This window comes from Streptomyces sp. NPDC006259, from assembly GCF_042870975.1.
In the GTDB taxonomy this organism is placed as follows: domain Bacteria; phylum Actinomycetota; class Actinomycetes; order Streptomycetales; family Streptomycetaceae; genus Streptomyces.
In genome coordinates, this window is the sequence record NZ_JBIAHY010000004.1 from 752169 (window position 1) to 769824 (window position 17656).

A 17656-nucleotide genomic window follows, 5' to 3' on the forward strand; every position below is an offset into this window, starting at 1 on the left:
CCGCTCGCGATCGTCGAGGACGCCTACGCCTCGAACACCTCACGCACCAGCTGCTCCTGCTCGGCCTGGTGGCGCTTGGCCGAGCCGACCGCCGGGGACGAGCCGTGCGGCCGCGAGATGCGGCGCAGGCGCTCGCCGTGCGGCACGTCCGCGCCGACGGCCAGGTCCAGGTGGTCGATCAGGTTCAGGGCGATGAACGGCCAGGCACCCTGGTTGGCCGGCTCCTCCTGGGTCCACAGGTACTTCTCGGCGTTCGGGTACTTGGCGATCTCCGCCTGGAGCTCGGCACCCGGCAGCGGGTACAGGCGCTCGATGCGGATGATGGCCGTGTCCGTGGTGCCGCGCTTCTGACGCTCGGACTCCAGGTCGTAGTAGACCTTGCCGGCGCAGAAGACGACCTTCTTGACGGCGGCCGGGTCGACCGACGCGTCGCCGATGACCGGGCGGAACTGGCCCGTCGTGAACTCCTCCGCCTTCGACGCGGCGGCCTTGAGGCGCAGCATCGACTTCGGGGTGAAGACGACCAGCGGCTTGTGGTGCGGGTTGTGCACCTGCCACCGCAGGAGGTGGAAGTAGTTCGACGGCAGGGTCGGCATCGCGACCGTCATGTTGTTCTGGGCGCACATCTGGAGGAAGCGCTCCGGGCGGGCGGACGAGTGGTCCGGGCCCTGGCCCTCGTAGCCGTGCGGGAGGAGCAGGGTGACGCCCGAGGTCTGGGCCCACTTCTGCTCGGCCGACGAGATGAACTCGTCCACGACCGTCTGGGCGCCGTTGACGAAGTCGCCGAACTGCGCCTCCCACAGCACGAGCGCGTCGGGGCGGGCCAGCGAGTAGCCGTACTCGAAGCCCATCGCCGCGTACTCGGACAGGAGCGAGTTGTAGACGTTCAGGCGCGCCTGCTCGTCCGAGAGGTACATCAGCGGCGTGAACTCCTCGCCGGTCTCCCGGTCGATGATCACGGCGTGCCGCTGGCCGAACGTACCGCGCTGGGAGTCCTGGCCGGCCAGGCGGACCGGGACGCCCTCCAGGAGGAGGGAGCCGACGGCCAGCGTCTCGCCCATGCCCCAGTCGATCGTGCCGTCCTCGACCATCGCGGCCCGGCGCTGGAGCTGCGGCAGCAGGCGCGGGTGGGCGGTGATGTGGTCGGGGATGTTGACCTGGGACTCGGCGATGCGCTTGACGACCTCCGCCGAGATCGCGGTGTCGACCGCGACCGGGAAGCCGTCCTGCGGGTCGGGGGAGCTGCCGGGGGCGGGCTGCGCGGTGGCCTCGCGGACCTCCGTGAAGACCTTCTCCAGCTGGCCCTGGTAGTCCTGGAGCGCCTGCTCGGCCTCTTCCAGGGTGATGTCGCCGCGACCGATGAGGGACTCGGTGTAGAGCTTGCGCACCGAGCGCTTCTTGTCGATCAGGTCGTACATCAGCGGCTGGGTGAAGGCCGGGTTGTCCGACTCGTTGTGACCGCGGCGGCGGTAGCAGATGAGGTCGATCACCACGTCCTTGTTGAACGCCTGGCGGAACTCGAAGGCGAGCCGCGCGACGCGGACCACGGCCTCCGGGTCGTCGCCGTTCACGTGGAAGATCGGGGCCTCGATCATGCGGGCCACGTCCGTCGCGTACATGGACGAACGCGAGGACTCCGGGGCGGCGGTGAAGCCGACCTGGTTGTTGATGACGATGTGGACCGTGCCGCCGGTGCGGTAGCCGCGCAGCTGCGACATGTTCAGGGTCTCGGCCACCACGCCCTGGCCCGCGAAGGCCGCGTCGCCGTGCAGGGCCACCGGCAGGACGGTGAAGTCCGTGCCGCCCTTGTTGATGATGTCCTGCTTGGCGCGCGCGACGCCCTCCAGGACCGGGTCCACCGCCTCCAGGTGCGAGGGGTTGGCGACCAGCGAGACCTTGATCTGCTCGCCGTCGAGGCCGGTGAAGGTGCCCTCGGCGCCCAGGTGGTACTTCACGTCGCCGGAGCCGTGCATCGACTTCGGGTCGAGGTTGCCCTCGAACTCGCGGAAGATCTGCGCGTACGACTTGCCGACGATGTTCGCCAGCACGTTCAGCCGGCCGCGGTGGGCCATGCCGATGACGACCTCGTCCAGGCGCGACTCGGCGGCCGAGTCCAGCACCGCGTCGAGCAGCGGGATGACGGACTCGCCGCCCTCCAGCGAGAAGCGCTTCTGGCCGACGTACTTGGTCTGGAGGAAGGTCTCGAAGGCCTCGGCCGCGTTCAGGCGGCGCAGGATGCGCAGCTGCTCCTCGCGCTCCGGCTTGGTGTGCGAGCGCTCGATGCGGTCCTGGATCCACCTGCGCTGCTTGGGGTCCTGGATGTGCATGAACTCGACGCCGGTGGTGCGGCAGTACGAGTCGCGCAGCACGCCGAGGATGTCGCGCAGCTTCATCAGGGACTTGCCCGCGAAGCCGCCGACGGCGAACTCGCGCTCCAGGTCCCACAGGGTGAGCCCGTGCTCGGTGATGTCGAGGTCGGGGTGCTTGCGCTGGCGGTACTCCAGCGGGTCGGTGTCGGCCATGACGTGGCCGCGGACCCGGTAGGAGTGGATCAGCTCGAAGACGCGGGCGGCCTTGGTGACGTCGTCGTCGTGGCTGGCGTCGATGTCCTTGAGCCAGCGGACCGGCTCGTAGGGGATGCGCAGCGCCTCGAAGATGTCGTCGTAGAAGCCCTGCTCGCCGAGGAGGAGGTTGGCGACGATCCGCAGGAACTCGCCGGACGCGGCGCCCTGGATGACCCGGTGGTCGTAGGTCGACGTGAGCGTCATGACCTTCGAGATGCCGAGCTTGTTCAGGGTGTCCTGGCTGGTGCCCTGGAACTCCGCCGGGTAGTCCATCGAGCCGACGCCCATGATGACCGACTGACCGGGCATCAGACGCGGCACGGAGTGGACGGTGCCGAGGCCGCCGGGGTTGGTCAGGGAGACCGTGACGCCGGTGAAGTCGTCCATCGTCAGCTTGCCGTCGCGGGCGCGGCGGACGATGTCCTCGTAGGCCTGCCAGAACTCGAAGAAGTTCAGCGTCTCGGCCTTCTTGATGCCGGCGACGACGAGCTGGCGGTCGCCGTTGGCCTTCACCAGGTCGATGGCCAGGCCGAAGTTGACGTGCGGCGGCTTGACGAGGGTGGGCTTCCCGTCCTTCTCCGCGTAGTGCCAGTTCATCGACGGCATGGCCTTGATGGCCTGCACCATCGCGAAGCCGATCAGGTGCGTGAAGGAGATCTTCCCGCCCCGGGCGCGCTTGAGGTGGTTGTTGATGACGATGCGGTTGTCGAACAGCAGCTTCACCGGGACCGCGCGCACGGACGTGGCCGTGGGCAGCTCCAGCGAGGCGTTCATGTTCTTGGCGACCGCGGCGGACGGGCCGCGCAGCGTCACGAACTCGGGGCCCTCGGGGGAGGCGGCGGGCTCGGCCTTGGCGGCCGGCTTCGCGGCCGGGGCCGCGGCCTTCGCGGGAGCCGGAGCCGCGGCGGCGGGCTTGGGGGCGGCCGGCGCCGGTGCGGGAGCCGGGACGGCGGGCGCGGCCTGGGCCGGAGCGGCCGGAGCAGGTGGCGCCGCCGGTGCGGCGGGAGCCGCGGGCGTGGTGGTGGTCGCTGCGGCCCCCGCGGCCGCAGTACCCGCCGGAGCCGAAGGCGCGGCAGCGCCCGGCTTGTAGTCGGCGAAGAAGTCCCACCAGGCACGGTCTACCGAGTTGGGGTCCTGGAGGTACTGCTGATAGATCTCGTCGACGAGCCACTCGTTCGGTCCGAACGCGGCCGCGGGGTTCTTGCCCGCTTGGTCTGCGTCGGTCGAGATGCTCGAGTTACTGGGGGACTGTGGCGACACGGCGGCAACCGCCCTCTTCCGCTTCACAAGGTGATGGACAGCGGGAATAAAGGCTACGCCTCCCAGCGGGTGAAGGTCAGGCCGGGCCGCCGCATCGTCGTGTAAGTCACATCGAAAGCGCTGTTTCGGGGGTGGAAATGGCGGGAAACAAACGCGGTTGCGTGGGGAAACGGGTCGTTGACGCAGGTCGCGCACGCTCAGCGTGCGGACCTGGGCCGACCTGGGTCGGCGGGCTGCCTGATCACACGTGTCCGACGGTGCGAACACCCGCGGATCTTCCGGCTCCGCTTCGAACTTTACGTCAACTTGGGACGGAAGGGTCTCCCGGAAGAGTGATAAGAATCCGGCAACCCCGCTCGGATTCAGCCACTCCGATCCGGCCGCCGTGCAGATCGACCGCCCAGCGGGCGATCGCCAGTCCCAGTCCCGTGCCGCCGTCGCTGCCCGGACCGTGCGGCCGGCGTACGGCTCCCCGGTTGAACCGCTCGAAGACGCGGTGCCACTCCGAACGCGGAATGCCGGGGCCCTCGTCCAGGACCTCCAGCTCCAGCGACTCCGGCAGCGGCCCGCGCCGCGCCTTGACCGTCACCCGTCCGTGCGGCGGGCTGTGTTTGACCGCGTTGTCTATGAGGTTCGCGACCACCTGGTGGATGCGCTCCGGGTCCGCGTGCGCGGTCAGCTCCGGCGGGGTCACGTCCAGATGCAGATGGACGTCCGTGCGCGTGTGGCTGCCGCCCGAGCCCATCGTGGCGCGCGCGGAGGCGACCATGTTGGCCTCCTTCAGCACACCGGACAGGTACGGCCACACCTCGAAGCGCCGCCTGCGCAGCGGTACGACGCCGCTGTCGAGGCGGGACAGGTCCAGCAGGGTCTCCACCAGCCGACCGAGCCGTTCGGTCTGCTTCAGCGCCGTCCGCATGGTCTCGGGGTCGGCCTCGGCAATGCCGTCGACGACGTTCTCCAGGACGGCGCGCAGACCCGCGATAGGGGTGCGCAGCTCGTGCGAGACGTTGGCCACCAGCTCCTTGCGCTGCCGGTCCTGCGCCTCCAGCTCGTCCGCCATGACATTGATCGTCTGGGCCAGGTCGCCCAGCTCGTCGCGGCGGTTCTCGCTGACCCGGCGGGTGTAGTCACCGTGCGAGATGGACCGGGCCACGGTGTTCATCTCGTCCAGCGGCGAGGTCAGCGAATGCGCCACGAACTGGGTGATCAGCAGGGTCGCGATCATCGAGAAGACCGTGATGAAGCGCAGCTCGGTCTCGGTGCGCATGGCGATCACCATCAGGCCGGTGGTGATCAGCACCGAGATGACGACCAGCGTCCCCAGCTTGGTCTTGATCGAGAACGGGCGTACGCCGCCCCAGGGCTCTCCGGGGCTTCTCGGTCCGTCCGGCCCGCGGCTCATGGCGTCGGGGTCTCCAGCGCGTAGCCCACGCCGTGCACCGTGCGGATCCGCTCGGCTCCGATCTTCCGCCGCAGCGCCTTGATGTGGCTGTCGACGGTGCGGGTGCCGGAGGCGTCCGCCCAGTCCCACACCTCCGCCAGCAACTGCTCACGGGAGAGCACCGCGCGCGGGGTGTTCGCCAGGCACACCAGCAGGTCGAACTCGGTGGGCGTGAGGTGCACGTCGTCCGAGCGCACCCGGACCCGGCGCTGCGCGTGGTCGATCTCCAGCTCGCCGAGCCGCAGTATCCCGCTGCGCGGCGTCGAGGCCGCGATCGCGGCGCGCTCCACGCGGCGCAGCAGGACGTGCACGCGCGCGGCCAGTTCCCGCATCGAGAACGGCTTGGTCATGTAGTCGTCGGCGCCCACGCCGAGTCCGACCAGCATGTCGGTCTCGTCGTCGCGCGCGGTGAGCATCAGCACCGGCACCGGGCGGGCGGCCTGCACCCGACGGCAGACCTCCAGGCCGTCGAAGCCGGGCAGCATGATGTCGAGGATCAGCAGATCGGGCTGCCAGGCCTCCGCGGTGTCGACGGCCGCCGGGCCGTCACCCGCCGTTTGCACGAGGAATCCCTCGGCGCGCAGGCGGGCCGCGATGGCGTCGACGATCGTGGGGTCGTCCTCGACCACCAGCACCCGGCGCTGTGCACCGGGTGTCGCCGTCGCCGTGCCGTTGTGTGCGGTGTGTGTCTGCTCCATCGCCCGCCCCTGAGTGTGCTTTCCGGAACCAGTGGGGTGGCCCCTGTTCTGCGCATGACTGCGGTTGACGCCTTAATCATCGGCGCCAGGGCAGCAGCGTACGGGCAGTCACCACGGCTTTGCTATCCAGGTCGGACGGCGAGATGCACGACGTCCGGCACGCCTCGGGCAACCGGGATCTCTTCGGTACGCACCTGCTGGAACCCGGCATTCCCCAAGGTTCCCTCGAATTTGGGAGACGGCTGGGCGGACCATACCGCCAGTACCCCACCGGGCCTCAACACCCTTGCGCAGCTTGCGAGTCCGGTCCGCGAATAGAGGCTGTCGTTGCCCTCCGTGACGGTCCAGGCGGGCCCGTTGTCGATGTCCAGGCACAGCGCGTCGAACGTGTCGGATGTCTCATTGACGTAGTCGACCAGATCCGCTTCCACGATCGCGGTGCGGGGATCGGCGATCGCGGCGCGGGAAACGGCGGCCAGCGGGCCGTCGAGATGCCAGTCGATGACGGCCCGTTCGCGCTCGACGACGGTGATGCGGCCCCAGCGTGGGTCGGCGGCGGCGTGCGCCAGCGAGAACCCGACGCCCAGGCCGCCGATCAGCACCTCCGGCGCGGGGCGGCCGTCCAGCGCGCCGAGCGCGGCGTCCACCAGCAGGCGTTCCGAGCGGCCGTCGGAGGTGTCCATCAGGAAGCAGCCGTTGGCGATGATCTGGAGCAACTCCCCGTGCCGGCGCAGGACCACCTCGCCGTAGGGGCCCTCACGACGGTCCAGGACCTCGGGGGTGTCGTAGGAGACGCGCATCGGACCATTTTGGCACCGGCCCCGACCGTTCGTTGAGGAATATCGGTGGTGGGGAGTTCGAACGGGGGCGATCGGGGTAGGCGCGGCTGACGCCCAGCGGTACTGCCGGCGTCTGAGAGGTTGCTGTGAATCGGCTGTCGCGTGGCGTCGGTCACAGACAGGGGCGTCGCAGGGGCGAAGGGTGGAGCGAAACGGAAGGAGCGCCGCACGGTGGAACGCACGCTGACCGGTACGGCGGCATCCGGCCCGACCGGCTCGCCCCCGCCCGAGGCCCACGGCCTCCTGGACGGCGTCCCCCGCCAGCGCGGCCCCGCCCCCGACCCGGGCGGCCCGGCCGCACCCGAGCCCCACAGCCCGCCGCGCGACCGGCCCCGCCCGCGCCCGTGGCACCTGCTGCCCACGCCCACCGGCACCCCCTTCACCTTCTTCTACGCCGCCGTCCTCGCCGTCACCTCCTACGTCACCGCGCACGCGGGCACGGCCGTCGTGCAGCTCCTGCACGAGAACTCCAGCACCGACGTCGCCCATCTGCTGCGCGCCCCGGTGCCGGTGATGGCGGCCAGCGCGCTGTGGGTGGCCGGCGGGATCACGTCGCCGTTCGTGCTCGGCTTCCTGCTGGTCCTCACCGCGCTGGAGCGGCGCGTCGGCGGGGCCCGCACGGCGGGTGTCTTCGTCCTCGGGCACGTGCTGGCGACCCTGGGAACCGAGGTCCCCGTCGGTCTGGCCGTCCTCGTGGGCCATCTCCCGGACAGCTCGCTGCACCGCCTCGACTACGGCATCAGCTTCGGCGTCGCGGCGAGCGTCGGTGCCCTGGCCGGCCTGCTGACGCCCTGGTTGCGCTGGCCGGTGCTCGCGGTGTTCGGCGGAATGCTCCTCCACGACCTGCTCGCCCTCACGGATCCCTTGAGCAACTGGGGCCACCTGATGGCTCTGGCGGTCGGCGTCGCGACCTGGCCGTGGGTACGGCGCCGGGGGAGCGTCGGTGTGCGCGAGCGGGTGCCGCACCCCCGCGAGCGGTCCGGCGCGGTCAGCGCCTCTCGTCTCCCGTGAACCTCGCGCTGGTCAGCGGCGCCGTCACGGTCCACCCCAGTGACGCGTACAGGGCCCGGCCCTGCGGGGTTCCCGCCAGGACGCCCGTCTCCGCGCCCTCCGCGGCCGCGGTCTCCGCGAGGACGCGCACGACCAGGCCGCCCAGGCCGCGGCGCCGGTGCTCGGGCGCGGTCTCGATCTGGTCGACCACGGCGGTCGCCCCGGTCGGCGCGACCTGGCCGCGGGCCGCGAAGGAGCCGTCGGGTGCGGTGACCAGGACGCGGGTGACGCCACCGCGCGTCCAGCGGCGCAGGCCGTAGCCGTCGGGCACGCGCGTGTGCCCCTTCCCGGTCGGCAGCGGCACCGTCATGAGCCAGCCAGGCTCGGGGTCCACCCACCAGCCCTCCCCGAGCCAGTCCCCGACCAGCGCCGGGCTCTGGAAGACCTTGAGCCACACGCCGGTTCCCCGCACACCGTCCACGACCTCGCGCACGGTCCGCTCCTCGACGGCGTCGCCGACCGCCGAGAGCACGTGCCGCGACACGTGGGCGGGGTGCCCCACGTCCACGGTGAACCCCCAGGGCTCCGGTACCGGCGGGGCCGCCCCGCGGGACACGACCCAGCCGTCCACCCATGCCCTCACGACGCCGTCCACGAACTCCCCCGTAATGGTCCCTGACAGGCTGTGGCTATTACGACGACTTTACGCGGTCGCAGCTGGGCGGCGGCAGGCGTGATCGCTGACAGCGAACGGCGGGCGGGGCGGGAACAATCGGAGGCTCACGTGCATTGAGTCGGCATAACTCAACTTGACTGCCTAAGGGGAGATCATGGCTGCTGAGTCCGCGGCGTTCACACCGCTCACCCTGCCCGTGCTGCCGCTCGACGACGAGGTCGTGCTGCCCGGGATGGTGGTTCCGCTCGACCTCAACGACAACGACGTACGCGCCGCGGTCGAGGCCGCCCAGGCCGCCGCCCGGTCCGAGCCCGGCAAGCCCCGGGTCCTCCTGGTGCCGCGCATCGACGGGTCGTACGCGAGCACCGGCGTGCTGGGCACGGTCGAGCAGGTCGGCCGGCTGGCCGACGGCGACCCCGGTGCCCTGATCCGCGGCCGCGGCCGCGTGAAGATCGGCGCCGGCACCACCGGCCCCGGCGCGGCGCTGTGGGTCGAGGGGACCGGGATCGACGAGAGCGTCCCCGACCCCCTGCCCGGCCACGTCACCGAACTGGTCAAGGAGTACAAGGCGCTCGCCACCGCCTGGCTGCGCAAGCGCGGCGCCTGGCAGGTCGTCGACCGGGTCCAGGCCATCGAGGACGTCTCCGCCCTCGCCGACAACTCCGGCTACTCACCCTTCCTGACCACAGAGCAGAAGGTGGAACTGCTGGAGACCGCCGACCCGGTCGCCCGGCTCAAGGCCGCCACCCGCCAGCTGCGCGACCACCTCGCCGAACAGGACGTCGCCGAGACCATCGCCAAGGACGTCCAGGAAGGCGTCGACAAGCAGCAGCGCGAGTTCCTGCTCCGCCGCCAGCTGGAGGCCGTCCGCAAGGAACTGCGCGAGCTGAACGGCGAGCAGGAGGGCGAGGAGTCCGACGACTACCGCGCGCGCGTCGAGGCCGCCGACCTGCCCGAGAAGGTCCGTGAGGCCGCCCTCAAGGAGGTCGACAAGCTGGAGCGGTCCAGCGACCAGTCCCCCGAGGGCTCCTGGATCCGCACCTGGCTGGACACCGTCCTCGAACTGCCGTGGAACGAGCGGACCGACGACGTCTACGACATCCGGGGCGCCAAGGCGGTCCTGGACGCCGAGCACGCCGGCCTGGAGGACGTGAAGGAGCGGATCACCGAGTACCTCGCGGTGCGCAAGCGCCGCAGCGACCGGGGTCTCGGCGTCGTCGGCGGGCGGCGCGGCGGCGCCGTGCTCGCGCTCGTCGGCCCGCCCGGCGTCGGCAAGACCAGCCTCGGCGAGTCCGTCGCCCACGCCATGGGCCGCAAGTTCGTCCGCGTCGCCCTCGGCGGCGTGCGCGACGAGGCCGAGATCCGCGGTCACCGCCGTACGTACGTCGGCGCGCTGCCCGGCCGGATCGTGCGGGCGATCAAGGAGGCCGGGTCCATGAACCCGGTGGTCCTGCTCGACGAGATCGACAAGGTGGGCTCGGACTTCCGGGGCGACCCGGCGGCGGCCCTGCTCGAGGTGCTGGACCCGGCGCAGAACCACACCTTCCGGGACCACTACCTGGAGGTCGAGCTGGACCTGAGCGACGTCGTCTTCCTCGCCACCGCCAATGTCCTGGAAGCGATCCCGGAGGCCCTGCTGGACCGCATGGAGCTGGTCCGCCTCGACGGCTACACCGAGGACGAGAAGGTCGTCATCGCCCGTGACCACCTGCTGCCGCGCCAGCTGGAGCGGGCGGGGCTCGCCAAGGCCGAGGTGACCCTCGACGAGAGCGCGCTGCGCAAGCTGGCCGGCGAGTACACGCGCGAGGCCGGTGTACGCACCCTGGAGCGGTCCATCGCCCGGCTGCTGCGCAAGGTCGCCGCCCAGCACGAACTGGGCGAGCGGAAGCTGCCGTTCACCGTCCGCGAGGAGGATTTGCGCGACCTGATCGGCCGGCCGCACCACGTGCCCGAGTCCGCCCAGGACCCGGCCGAGCGGCGCACGGCGGTTCCGGGGGTCGCGACCGGGCTCGCGGTCACCGGCGCCGGCGGTGACGTCCTCTTCGTCGAGGCGTCCCTGGCCGACCCGGAGACGGGCGCCGCGGGTCTGACCCTGACCGGTCAGCTCGGCGACGTGATGAAGGAGTCCGCGCAGATCGCGCTGAGCTTCCTGCGCTCCCACGGCGCCGAACTGGAACTGCCGGTAGCCGACCTGAAGGACCGGGGGGTGCACATCCACTTCCCGGCGGGCGCGGTGCCCAAGGACGGCCCCAGCGCGGGCGTCACGATGACGACGGCCCTGGCGTCGCTGCTGAGCGGGCGGCTCGTCCGCACCGACGTGGCGATGACCGGCGAGGTCTCCCTCACCGGTCGTGTCCTGCCCATCGGCGGGGTGAAGCAGAAGCTGCTCGCCGCGCACCGAGCGGGCGTGACCACCGTCGTCATCCCCAAGCGCAACGAGCCCGACCTGGACGACGTCCCCGCGGAGGTGCTGGACAAGCTCGACGTCCGCGCCGTCACGGATGTCCGCCAGGTCCTGGAGCTGGCACTGACCCCGGCGACGAACGGGGCCGCGCCGGAGGTTCCGGTGGCGGCGTGACGGACGCCGCCGGTTGAGGGAAGGCCTGGGCCCCCGTGCGGGGTCCGGGCCTTCGCTGTGCCTTCGCCGTGTGCGGGCCCTCGCTGAGTGCGGGCCTTCGCGGTGCGCCCGCCTTCGCCCTGCCTTCGCGGTGCGCCCGGCTTCGCGGTGCGCCCGCCTTCGCGGTGCGCCCGCCTTCGCGGTGCGCCTGCCTTCGCCGTGCGGCGGCTTCGCCCTGTGCGGGCCGTCGCCCTTCCCGGTCCGGCGACAGGGGTTCCGGCTCCCCGAACGTGATCGTGGCGCGGTCCGCCCGCACCGGACCGGCGGTGGAAGCCCCCGCGCACGGAGGGCCGGGACGCGGAAAGGAGGCCGGAAGCGGCCGAAGGCCCGCGCCTGCGAAATACTTGAGGAGCTGCGGCAATGGCGGAAACGGGCGAGAACCCTTCAGTGCGGGAAACCGGATCGGGAGTGCTGGCGTGCACGAGGACGGAAACGGCGACGGACGCGGAAGCGCGTACCAGACGTCGCCGAGCGGTGTGGACCAGGAGTTCCTCTCCCTGGAGCGGGAACTGACGGTGCTGCTGCGCCGGGCCCGCGCCAACCAGGGAGAGATGGCCCGTGAGGTCCACCCCGACCTGGAGTCCGCCGCCTACGGCCTCCTCGTCCGGCTGGAGGAGCTGGGCCGCCAGCGTGCCACCGAACTGGCCGCCTACATCGGCGTCGGCAAGGCGACCATGTCCCGCCAGCTGCGCGCCCTGGAGCAGCTGGGACTGATCGCCCGTGCCCCCGACCCGGCCGACGGGCGGGCCTGGCTGGTCGAACTGACCGAGGAGGGCCGTACCAGGGTCGGCCGGGTCCGCGAGGCGCGCCGGGCGCGGTACGTCAGCCAGCTCGCCCACTGGGACCGCGGCGCGGTGGCCGAACTGGCGCGGCTGCTCCACGAGTTGAACCAGGGCATGGCCAAGTAGACCCCTTCAGGGGACTTGACGGGGCTCGACGCAGGCTCAACGGGCGCCCACCGCGGGGCGGACGGAAGGCTCACAGCTCCACGTACACGGCCGTGGCGTCGTCGTGCGTCTTGGCCCGCCCCAGGAACACCCGCCCGGCGTCCGCCCGTTCCAGCTCCCGCACCCGCTCCACCACCGCCCGCGCGCCCTGCCCCGCGACGAAGGAGAACAGGTCCGACCAGTCACCCTGGCGGAACGTCTCCACCCAGCGGGTCACCCCGTCGCTCAGGGCGGCCAGCGCCGCCACGCCCTCGCGCGGGACGGAGCCGGTCACCGCGCGGGCGGCCACCGACGGGTCGGCGGCCGCCGTGAAGAAGCCGCCCTCCCTGTTGCGGGCGCGTGCGTCGCAGATCTCCGCGCTGGCCAGCAGGGCCCGCGGCACCCGGTCGAGACGGTCGTCGCGGACGGCCGTGACCGTACCGTCGGGAGAAGCCAGCAGAAGCGCCGAGTCGGACAGCACGAGGTAGTCGATCGTCTCCGGCGACCAGCGGGCCACCACCACGGTTGCCTGCGGGGTGCGGGGGTGAGAAAGGTCACAGGAGTCGGCGTGCGCCTCGGCGGTACGCGTGAGGGCCCGGCTCAGCGCCTCGGCCAGGGGGACATCCGGGAGGGAAACGGTCAGTTCGCCCAGCGCGCCGCCGAGCCGCGCCGTGAACCAGGGAACCGAATGCAGACAGCCCGACCCTCCCGAGGGCGGCGTCACCCCGTCCAGGAGGACCAGCGAACCGCCCTGTCCGGAAGCGGGAAGTCCGACACTCGCGAAGTCCTCGTTGGGCCGGCCGTGATCACCGGGCTCCGACACAAGTTCCGTACGCATCCAGTCAGTCTGCACGACCCCTTCACGCCCCCCGCGAAAGACCGGCGACATGCGCCGGGTCGACGTACCCGCGCAGGTCAGACGCCTGTTTTGGGCGGGAATGAAGCACTCCGGGAAGGCGTGGCGGCGAATCCTGCCAAAGGCTGCCGCTCACGTCCAACCGGCCCGCCGGGCAGGGCCGTCGCACGCGCCGGAGGAACTTGCCCGCCAACTCCCCTCCGATGTTCACTCCTTCGGGTGGCGGGGCATGCGATGCGCGACCCCTGCCCACCGGCACTGGGAGGGTCGGGAACCGTACCGGACAGGACACGCCAGTTGACGGGGTGTCATCCGGCCCATGGGTAAACGAGTCAGGAATGCGAGCACCGGTGCAGAAGACGCGGCCTCGGCGCCCAGGCAGCAGGACGGCCTCCGAGGGGGGCGCGGAGCGCGCCCCTGTCGGCAAGGGCCGCCCGACCCACGTACGCAACCGGCTGATCGTCGCCGTCGCGGTCGTCGCCGCCACCATCGCGGCAGCGGGCGCGCCCTCCGTCCTGGACGCCTCCGGGCAGTTGAAGGACTCCCAGGACCTGGTCACCCTGGCCGAGCAGACCCAGGACGCGCTGGCGCTCGCCCAGGCGCTCGCCGACGAACGCGACGAGGTCACCGTCTACGTCGCGGCCGGCCGGACCAAGTCCAGGGCGCCCTCCCCGGAGGGCAGCGCCCGCGTGGACCGGCAGGTGCGCGAGCTGACCGCCGACACCGACACGCCCGCCGCGCTCCGCAAGGACCTCGACGGCATCGCGACCGTGCGCCAGGAGGCCCTCACCGGCCGCAGCACCGCGCTCCAGGCCCACCAGGCCTACTCGGAGGCCATCACCGCCCTGCACGGCCTGGCCGAGCTGCTCGCCGAGCAGATGCCGCCCCGCGCGGGCTCCGGCGCGTACGCCCTCGCCGAGCTGGACACCGCCGTCCAGCAGGCCGCCGCGACCCGCGGGCTGCTGCTCGCCGCGCTGAACGTGCCGACGTCCACCGAGAGCGTCTACGACCCCGTCACCGGCCGGACCTCGACCGAGAAGGTCTCCTCCGCCGACACCGGGCGGCGCGACGCGTTGACGGCCGCCGCCCAGCAGGCCCGCCTGCGCTCCGACGCGTCCCTCGGCGCCTTCCGGGAGAGCGCACCGGAAGAGGCCGTCGACTCCTACGACTCCACGGTCACCGGCGGAGACGTCGAGACCGCCGAGAAGTACCTGACGTCCCTCACCGACCAGCCGGAACTGAGCGACGACGACCTCGGCACCAGCACCAAGAAGCTCGACGCCGCGCTCGCCGCCCGCGTCGAGCTGATGCGCGGCACCGAGTCCGCTCTCTACGACCGCCGCACCAAGGACCTCGCCCAGCTGCGCGACGACGACGTCACCGCGCTGGAGATCCGCGTCGCCCTGCTGGGCGCGCTGATCCTGCTGGCCATCGGTGTCGCCACCGCCATGGCCCGCAGCCTCACCCGCCCGCTGGCCGTCCTGCGCATCGGCTCCGCCCGGCTGGCCGGCGCGGAGAACCCGGCGGCCGAGGAGCCCCTGCGGTTCACCGGACGCAACGACGAGTTCGCCCAGGTCGTCCGCTCCGTCAACGCCCTGCACGAGCACGCCGCCGCCCTCCACGAGCGCGTCACCACCCTGGAGTCCGACCGCAAGCACCTCGTCGGACAACGCCAGCGAATGGCGGACGCCCGCGAGGAACTGCGTGCCGAACTCGCCGAGTCCGCCGCCCAGCTGGAGCGGTTGCGAGGCAGCATCGGCGGCACCTTCGTCAACCTCTCGCTGCGCACCCTCGGCCTCGTCGAGCGCCAACTCGCGGTGATCGAGAGCCTGGAGGAGCGCGAGCAGGACCCCGACCGGCTGGCCACCCTCTTCAAGCTCGACCACTTCGCCACCGTCATGCGCCGGCACAGCGAGAACCTCCTGGTCCTCGCCGGCACCGAACACGTCCAACAGCACGCCGGCCCCATCCCGCTGGTGGACGTCGTCCGCGCCGCCGTCAGCGAGATCGAGCGCTACGAACGCGTACGCATCTCCGCGCTGCCGCCGCACGGGCACGTGGCCGGCTTCGCCGCGGACGACCTGAGCCACCTCCTGGCCGAACTCATGGAGAACGCCACCTCGTTCTCCCCGCCGGACCTGCCCGTCGAGGTCTCCGGCTGGCTCCTGGAGAACGGCGAGGTCATGCTCTCCGTCCAGGACGAGGGCATCGGCATGACCGAGGAGCGCCTGGCCCGCCTCAACGCCCGCCTCACCGAGTTCTCCCCGGACACGCCGTACGAACAGGAGGGCGAGGAGGGCCTCGGTCTCGGTCTGTACGTCGTGGCGCGGCTCGCCCACCGGCACGGGGTGCGGGTGCGGCTGCGCGAGCAGAAGCAGGGCGGGGTCGCGGCCGTGGTCGTCCTGCCGACGTCCCTGCTCGCCACCGCGCCGGCCGCCGCGGTCCCCGCGTCCGCACCGGGCTCCGGCACGCACACCTTCTCCCTTCCCGGCGCGGACGCGGAGGCCAACTCCAACGTCCTGCCGGGTCGCGCGAAGCCCGGCGCCGACCCGCTGGTCGAGGCCGCCGAGCGGGCCGTACAGGCGGCGGAACCGGAGACGCCGGCCGAGACGACGATGGAACTCCTGATCCCCGCGGAACCAGGAGCGGAAGCGAACGCGGACACCGCCACCGATGCCGGCACGGACGCGGACAGGCACGCGAATGCGGATGCGGAGCAGGAGACGGCGGCCGCCGCCGAACCACCGGCCGCCCCCGAGCCCGCTCGCGAACGTGCGGGCGTCCGCGGGCCTGAGCCCGTCCGCGAGCCTGAGCCCCTCCGTGATCCCGAGCCCGAGCCTGCTCGGGACCATGAGGGCGCCCACGATCCGGAGCCCGCCCGCGCATCCCAGCCCGCGCTCGGACGCCGGGCCGCCGGCGGTGAGGACGAGTCCGAGCACGCCCGGACCCCCGACGCCTCACAGGACGTGGTCACCGACAAGGGTCTGCCCAAGCGCACCCCCAAACTGACGTCCCCCACCCCGGCCCCCCGCCAGCGGAGCGGATCCGTGGACGCCGACGCCCTCCGCCGCCGCCTCGGTGGCTTCCGCCGGGGGGCGGAGGCCGGATACCGCGACGTGGAGGCGGAGATCGCCGAGCAGACGGCCCAGAACAAGGTCCCGTCACCTCAGGAAGCACACGCACACGCCGCAGAAGACACGGGGGGCACAGTCGAGGAGGCAAGCAGTTGACCGCGCCCAGTACCTTCGGACTGAGCAGTGAGGCCCGTAACCTGCACTGGCTGTTGACGAACCTCGTGGAGGAAGTGCCAGGTATCCAGTCCGTCGCCGTCGTCTCCTCCGACGGGCTCCTCCTGCTCTCCTCGGACCCGGGCCGCAACGACGCGGCGCGCCATTCCGTGGAAGCGAAACCCACCGGTCCGCGCGGTTCCGCCGCCGACCTGGCCACCATCGTGTCCGGTATCGGCAGCCTCACCATCGGCGCCGCCAAGCTCATGGAGTTCGGCGGTGTGAAGCACACGATGATCGCCATGGACGCGGGCAGCCTCTTCGTGATGTCGATCAGCGACGGCTCGCTGCTGGGTGTGCACGGCTCCGCGGACTGCGACATGAACGTGGTGGCGTACCACATGGCCCTGTTCGTGGGCCGGGCCGGACACGTCCTTACCCCCGAACTCCGCAGCGAGCTGCGCAGATCCCTGGAGTCGGAGACGACGGGGAGCAGCCGATGAGCACGGCGCCGAAGAACCGCGGGCAGAAGCTCCCCGTGCGGGGCGGCGACCGCAGGCCGGCCCGCGTCCGCCCCTACTCGCTGACGGGCGGCTGCACCCGCTTCGGTCACGTCCTCCTCGTCGAGACGTTCGTGGCGACCACGGCCGAACTCGAGGCGCCCGAGGAGCGCAAGGAACTGACGAACGGATCCCTCACCACCCGGGTGATGCCGGAGATGCGGGCCATCGTCGAACTGTGCCGCCGGATGCGCACGGTGGCCGAGATCGCCGCGCTGCTGAAGATGCCGCTCGGTGTGGTCCGGGTCCTCCTCAGCGACCTCGCGGACCAGGGAAAGATCCGTGTGTACGGCACCGGGACCGGTCACGGCACGGGCCGTCCCGACCGCGCTCTGCTGGAAAGGGTGCTGAGTGGACTCCGTCGTCTCTGACGCCGACACCCCGTTCGGTGTCTCCCCACTCCTCGACGAGCCGGACGAGGAGCTGAAGTCCTGGCAGACGGACCGCACCCGGGCCCCCGTCGCCACGAAGATCGTGGTCGCCGGAGGCTTCGGCGTCGGCAAGACCACCCTCGTCGGCACCGTCTCGGAGATCACGCCCCTCCAGACGGAGGCGCTGATGACCGAGGCCAGCGAGGAGACCGACGACCTCACCGGCACCCCGGACAAGGTCACCACCACGGTCGCCATGGACTACGGCCGCCTCACCCTCGACGACGACCTGGTGCTCTACCTGTTCGGCACGCCGGGCCAGCAGCGGTTCTGGTTCATGTGGGACGACCTGGTGCGCGGCGCGATCGGCGCCGTCGTCCTCGCCGACACCCGCCGGCTGAAGGACTGCTTCCCCGCGCTCGACTACTTTGAGAGCTGCGGGCTGCCCTACGTCGTGGCCGTCAACCACTTCGACGACAGCGAGCGGTTCGAGCCGGAGGACGTACGGGAGGCGCTGACCGTCCCCCAGCACATACCTGTCATGATCATGGATGCGCGTCGCCGGATCTCCGTGATCGAGACCCTCCTGGCCCTGGTGGGCCACGCGCTCGACGAAACCCCCGAGTAG

The 17656-nt window shown here is 71.7% G+C and carries 13 protein-coding genes; 7 read left to right on the plus strand and 6 right to left on the minus strand.

The window, feature by feature from the left end:
- Positions 1–23: 23 nt before the first annotated feature.
- The 4 genes from ACFYO5_RS20015 to ACFYO5_RS20030 all read right to left on the minus strand — a co-directional run bounded on the left by ACFYO5_RS20015 (position 24) and on the right by ACFYO5_RS20030 (position 6766).
- Entirely contained in the window at positions 24–3824 is a 3801-nt protein-coding gene (locus tag ACFYO5_RS20015; protein WP_388710186.1) for a multifunctional oxoglutarate decarboxylase/oxoglutarate dehydrogenase thiamine pyrophosphate-binding subunit/dihydrolipoyllysine-residue succinyltransferase subunit, read from the minus strand.
- 301 nt (positions 3825–4125) lie between these two features.
- On the minus strand, positions 4126–5229 hold the full coding sequence (locus ACFYO5_RS20020) for an ATP-binding protein (RefSeq protein ID WP_356567720.1): 1104 nt from the start codon (positions 5227–5229) through the stop codon (positions 4126–4128).
- Positions 5226–5966 carry a response regulator transcription factor gene (locus ACFYO5_RS20025; RefSeq protein ID WP_073491368.1) on the minus strand — a complete coding sequence of 247 codons (741 nt, stop codon included), beginning with the start codon at positions 5964–5966 and terminating at the stop codon, positions 5226–5228. The genes ACFYO5_RS20020 and ACFYO5_RS20025 overlap by 4 nt, the downstream gene beginning before the upstream one ends.
- Before the next feature lie 122 nt (positions 5967–6088).
- Positions 6089–6766 (minus strand): spermidine synthase, encoded by a 678-nt coding sequence (locus ACFYO5_RS20030; RefSeq protein ID WP_356567718.1) that lies wholly within the window; start codon positions 6764–6766, stop codon positions 6089–6091.
- 210 nt (positions 6767–6976) lie between these two features.
- Here ACFYO5_RS20030 and ACFYO5_RS20035 point away from each other — a divergent pair, with 210 nt between their 5' ends.
- Positions 6977–7816 (plus strand): rhomboid-like protein, encoded by an 840-nt coding sequence (locus tag ACFYO5_RS20035; RefSeq protein ID WP_388710190.1) that lies wholly within the window; start codon positions 6977–6979, stop codon positions 7814–7816.
- Here ACFYO5_RS20035 and ACFYO5_RS20040 read toward each other — a convergent pair.
- Positions 7794–8450 (minus strand): GNAT family N-acetyltransferase, encoded by a 657-nt coding sequence (locus tag ACFYO5_RS20040; protein WP_388710192.1) that lies wholly within the window; start codon positions 8448–8450, stop codon positions 7794–7796. The genes ACFYO5_RS20035 and ACFYO5_RS20040 overlap by 23 nt on opposite strands.
- Before the next feature lie 175 nt (positions 8451–8625).
- Here ACFYO5_RS20040 and lon point away from each other — a divergent pair, with 175 nt between their 5' ends.
- Together lon and ACFYO5_RS20050 are read left to right on the plus strand one after the other, a co-directional pair.
- Entirely contained in the window at positions 8626–11049 is a 2424-nt protein-coding gene (lon, locus tag ACFYO5_RS20045; protein WP_388710194.1) for an endopeptidase La, read from the plus strand.
- Between the two features lie 455 nt (positions 11050–11504).
- A complete protein-coding gene (locus ACFYO5_RS20050) occupies positions 11505–11996 on the plus strand; it encodes a MarR family winged helix-turn-helix transcriptional regulator (RefSeq protein WP_388710196.1) in 492 nt (163 codons plus the stop codon).
- A 70-nt stretch (positions 11997–12066) separates the two neighbouring features.
- Here the strand turns inward: ACFYO5_RS20050 and ACFYO5_RS20055 are convergent, their stop codons facing one another.
- The gene (locus ACFYO5_RS20055) at positions 12067–12852 is read right to left on the minus strand and encodes a protein phosphatase 2C domain-containing protein (RefSeq protein ID WP_388710198.1); all 786 of its coding nucleotides are present in this window, start codon (positions 12850–12852) and stop codon (positions 12067–12069) included.
- Positions 12853–13220: 368 nt separating this feature from the next.
- Here ACFYO5_RS20055 and ACFYO5_RS20060 point away from each other — a divergent pair, with 368 nt between their 5' ends.
- Genes ACFYO5_RS20060 through ACFYO5_RS20075 form a run of 4 tightly spaced genes read left to right on the plus strand, consistent with a single transcriptional unit; the run spans position 13221 to position 17656 of the window.
- The gene (locus ACFYO5_RS20060) at positions 13221–16100 is read left to right on the plus strand and encodes a nitrate- and nitrite sensing domain-containing protein (protein ID WP_388710200.1); all 2880 of its coding nucleotides are present in this window, start codon (positions 13221–13223) and stop codon (positions 16098–16100) included.
- Entirely contained in the window at positions 16097–16600 is a 504-nt protein-coding gene (locus tag ACFYO5_RS20065) for a roadblock/LC7 domain-containing protein (RefSeq protein ID WP_388710202.1), read from the plus strand. The genes ACFYO5_RS20060 and ACFYO5_RS20065 overlap by 4 nt, the downstream gene beginning before the upstream one ends.
- Positions 16597–17028 (plus strand): DUF742 domain-containing protein, encoded by a 432-nt coding sequence (locus tag ACFYO5_RS20070; protein WP_388710204.1) that lies wholly within the window; start codon positions 16597–16599, stop codon positions 17026–17028. Before ACFYO5_RS20065 ends, ACFYO5_RS20070 begins: the two co-directional genes overlap by 4 nt.
- Positions 17009–17656, plus strand: coding sequence for an ATP/GTP-binding protein (locus ACFYO5_RS20075; RefSeq protein WP_388710206.1), 648 nt, complete (start codon positions 17009–17011; stop codon positions 17654–17656). Before ACFYO5_RS20070 ends, ACFYO5_RS20075 begins: the two co-directional genes overlap by 20 nt.

What these genes read in the sequence shown, in the direction of transcription:
- ACFYO5_RS20020 (WP_356567720.1), bottom strand. Translation starts at nt 5,229, where the DNA reads ATGAGCCGCGGGCCGGACGGACCGAGAAGCCCCGGAGAGCCCTGGGGC.
- ACFYO5_RS20025 (WP_073491368.1), bottom strand. Translation starts at nt 5,966, where the DNA reads ATGGAGCAGACACACACCGCACACAACGGCACGGCGACGGCGACACCC.
- ACFYO5_RS20030 (WP_356567718.1), bottom strand. Translation starts at nt 6,766, where the DNA reads ATGCGCGTCTCCTACGACACCCCCGAGGTCCTGGACCGTCGTGAGGGC.
- lon (WP_388710194.1), top strand. Translation starts at nt 8,626, where the DNA reads ATGGCTGCTGAGTCCGCGGCGTTCACACCGCTCACCCTGCCCGTGCTG.
- ACFYO5_RS20055 (WP_388710198.1), bottom strand. Translation starts at nt 12,852, where the DNA reads ATGCGTACGGAACTTGTGTCGGAGCCCGGTGATCACGGCCGGCCCAAC.
- ACFYO5_RS20070 (WP_388710204.1), top strand. Translation starts at nt 16,597, where the DNA reads ATGAGCACGGCGCCGAAGAACCGCGGGCAGAAGCTCCCCGTGCGGGGC.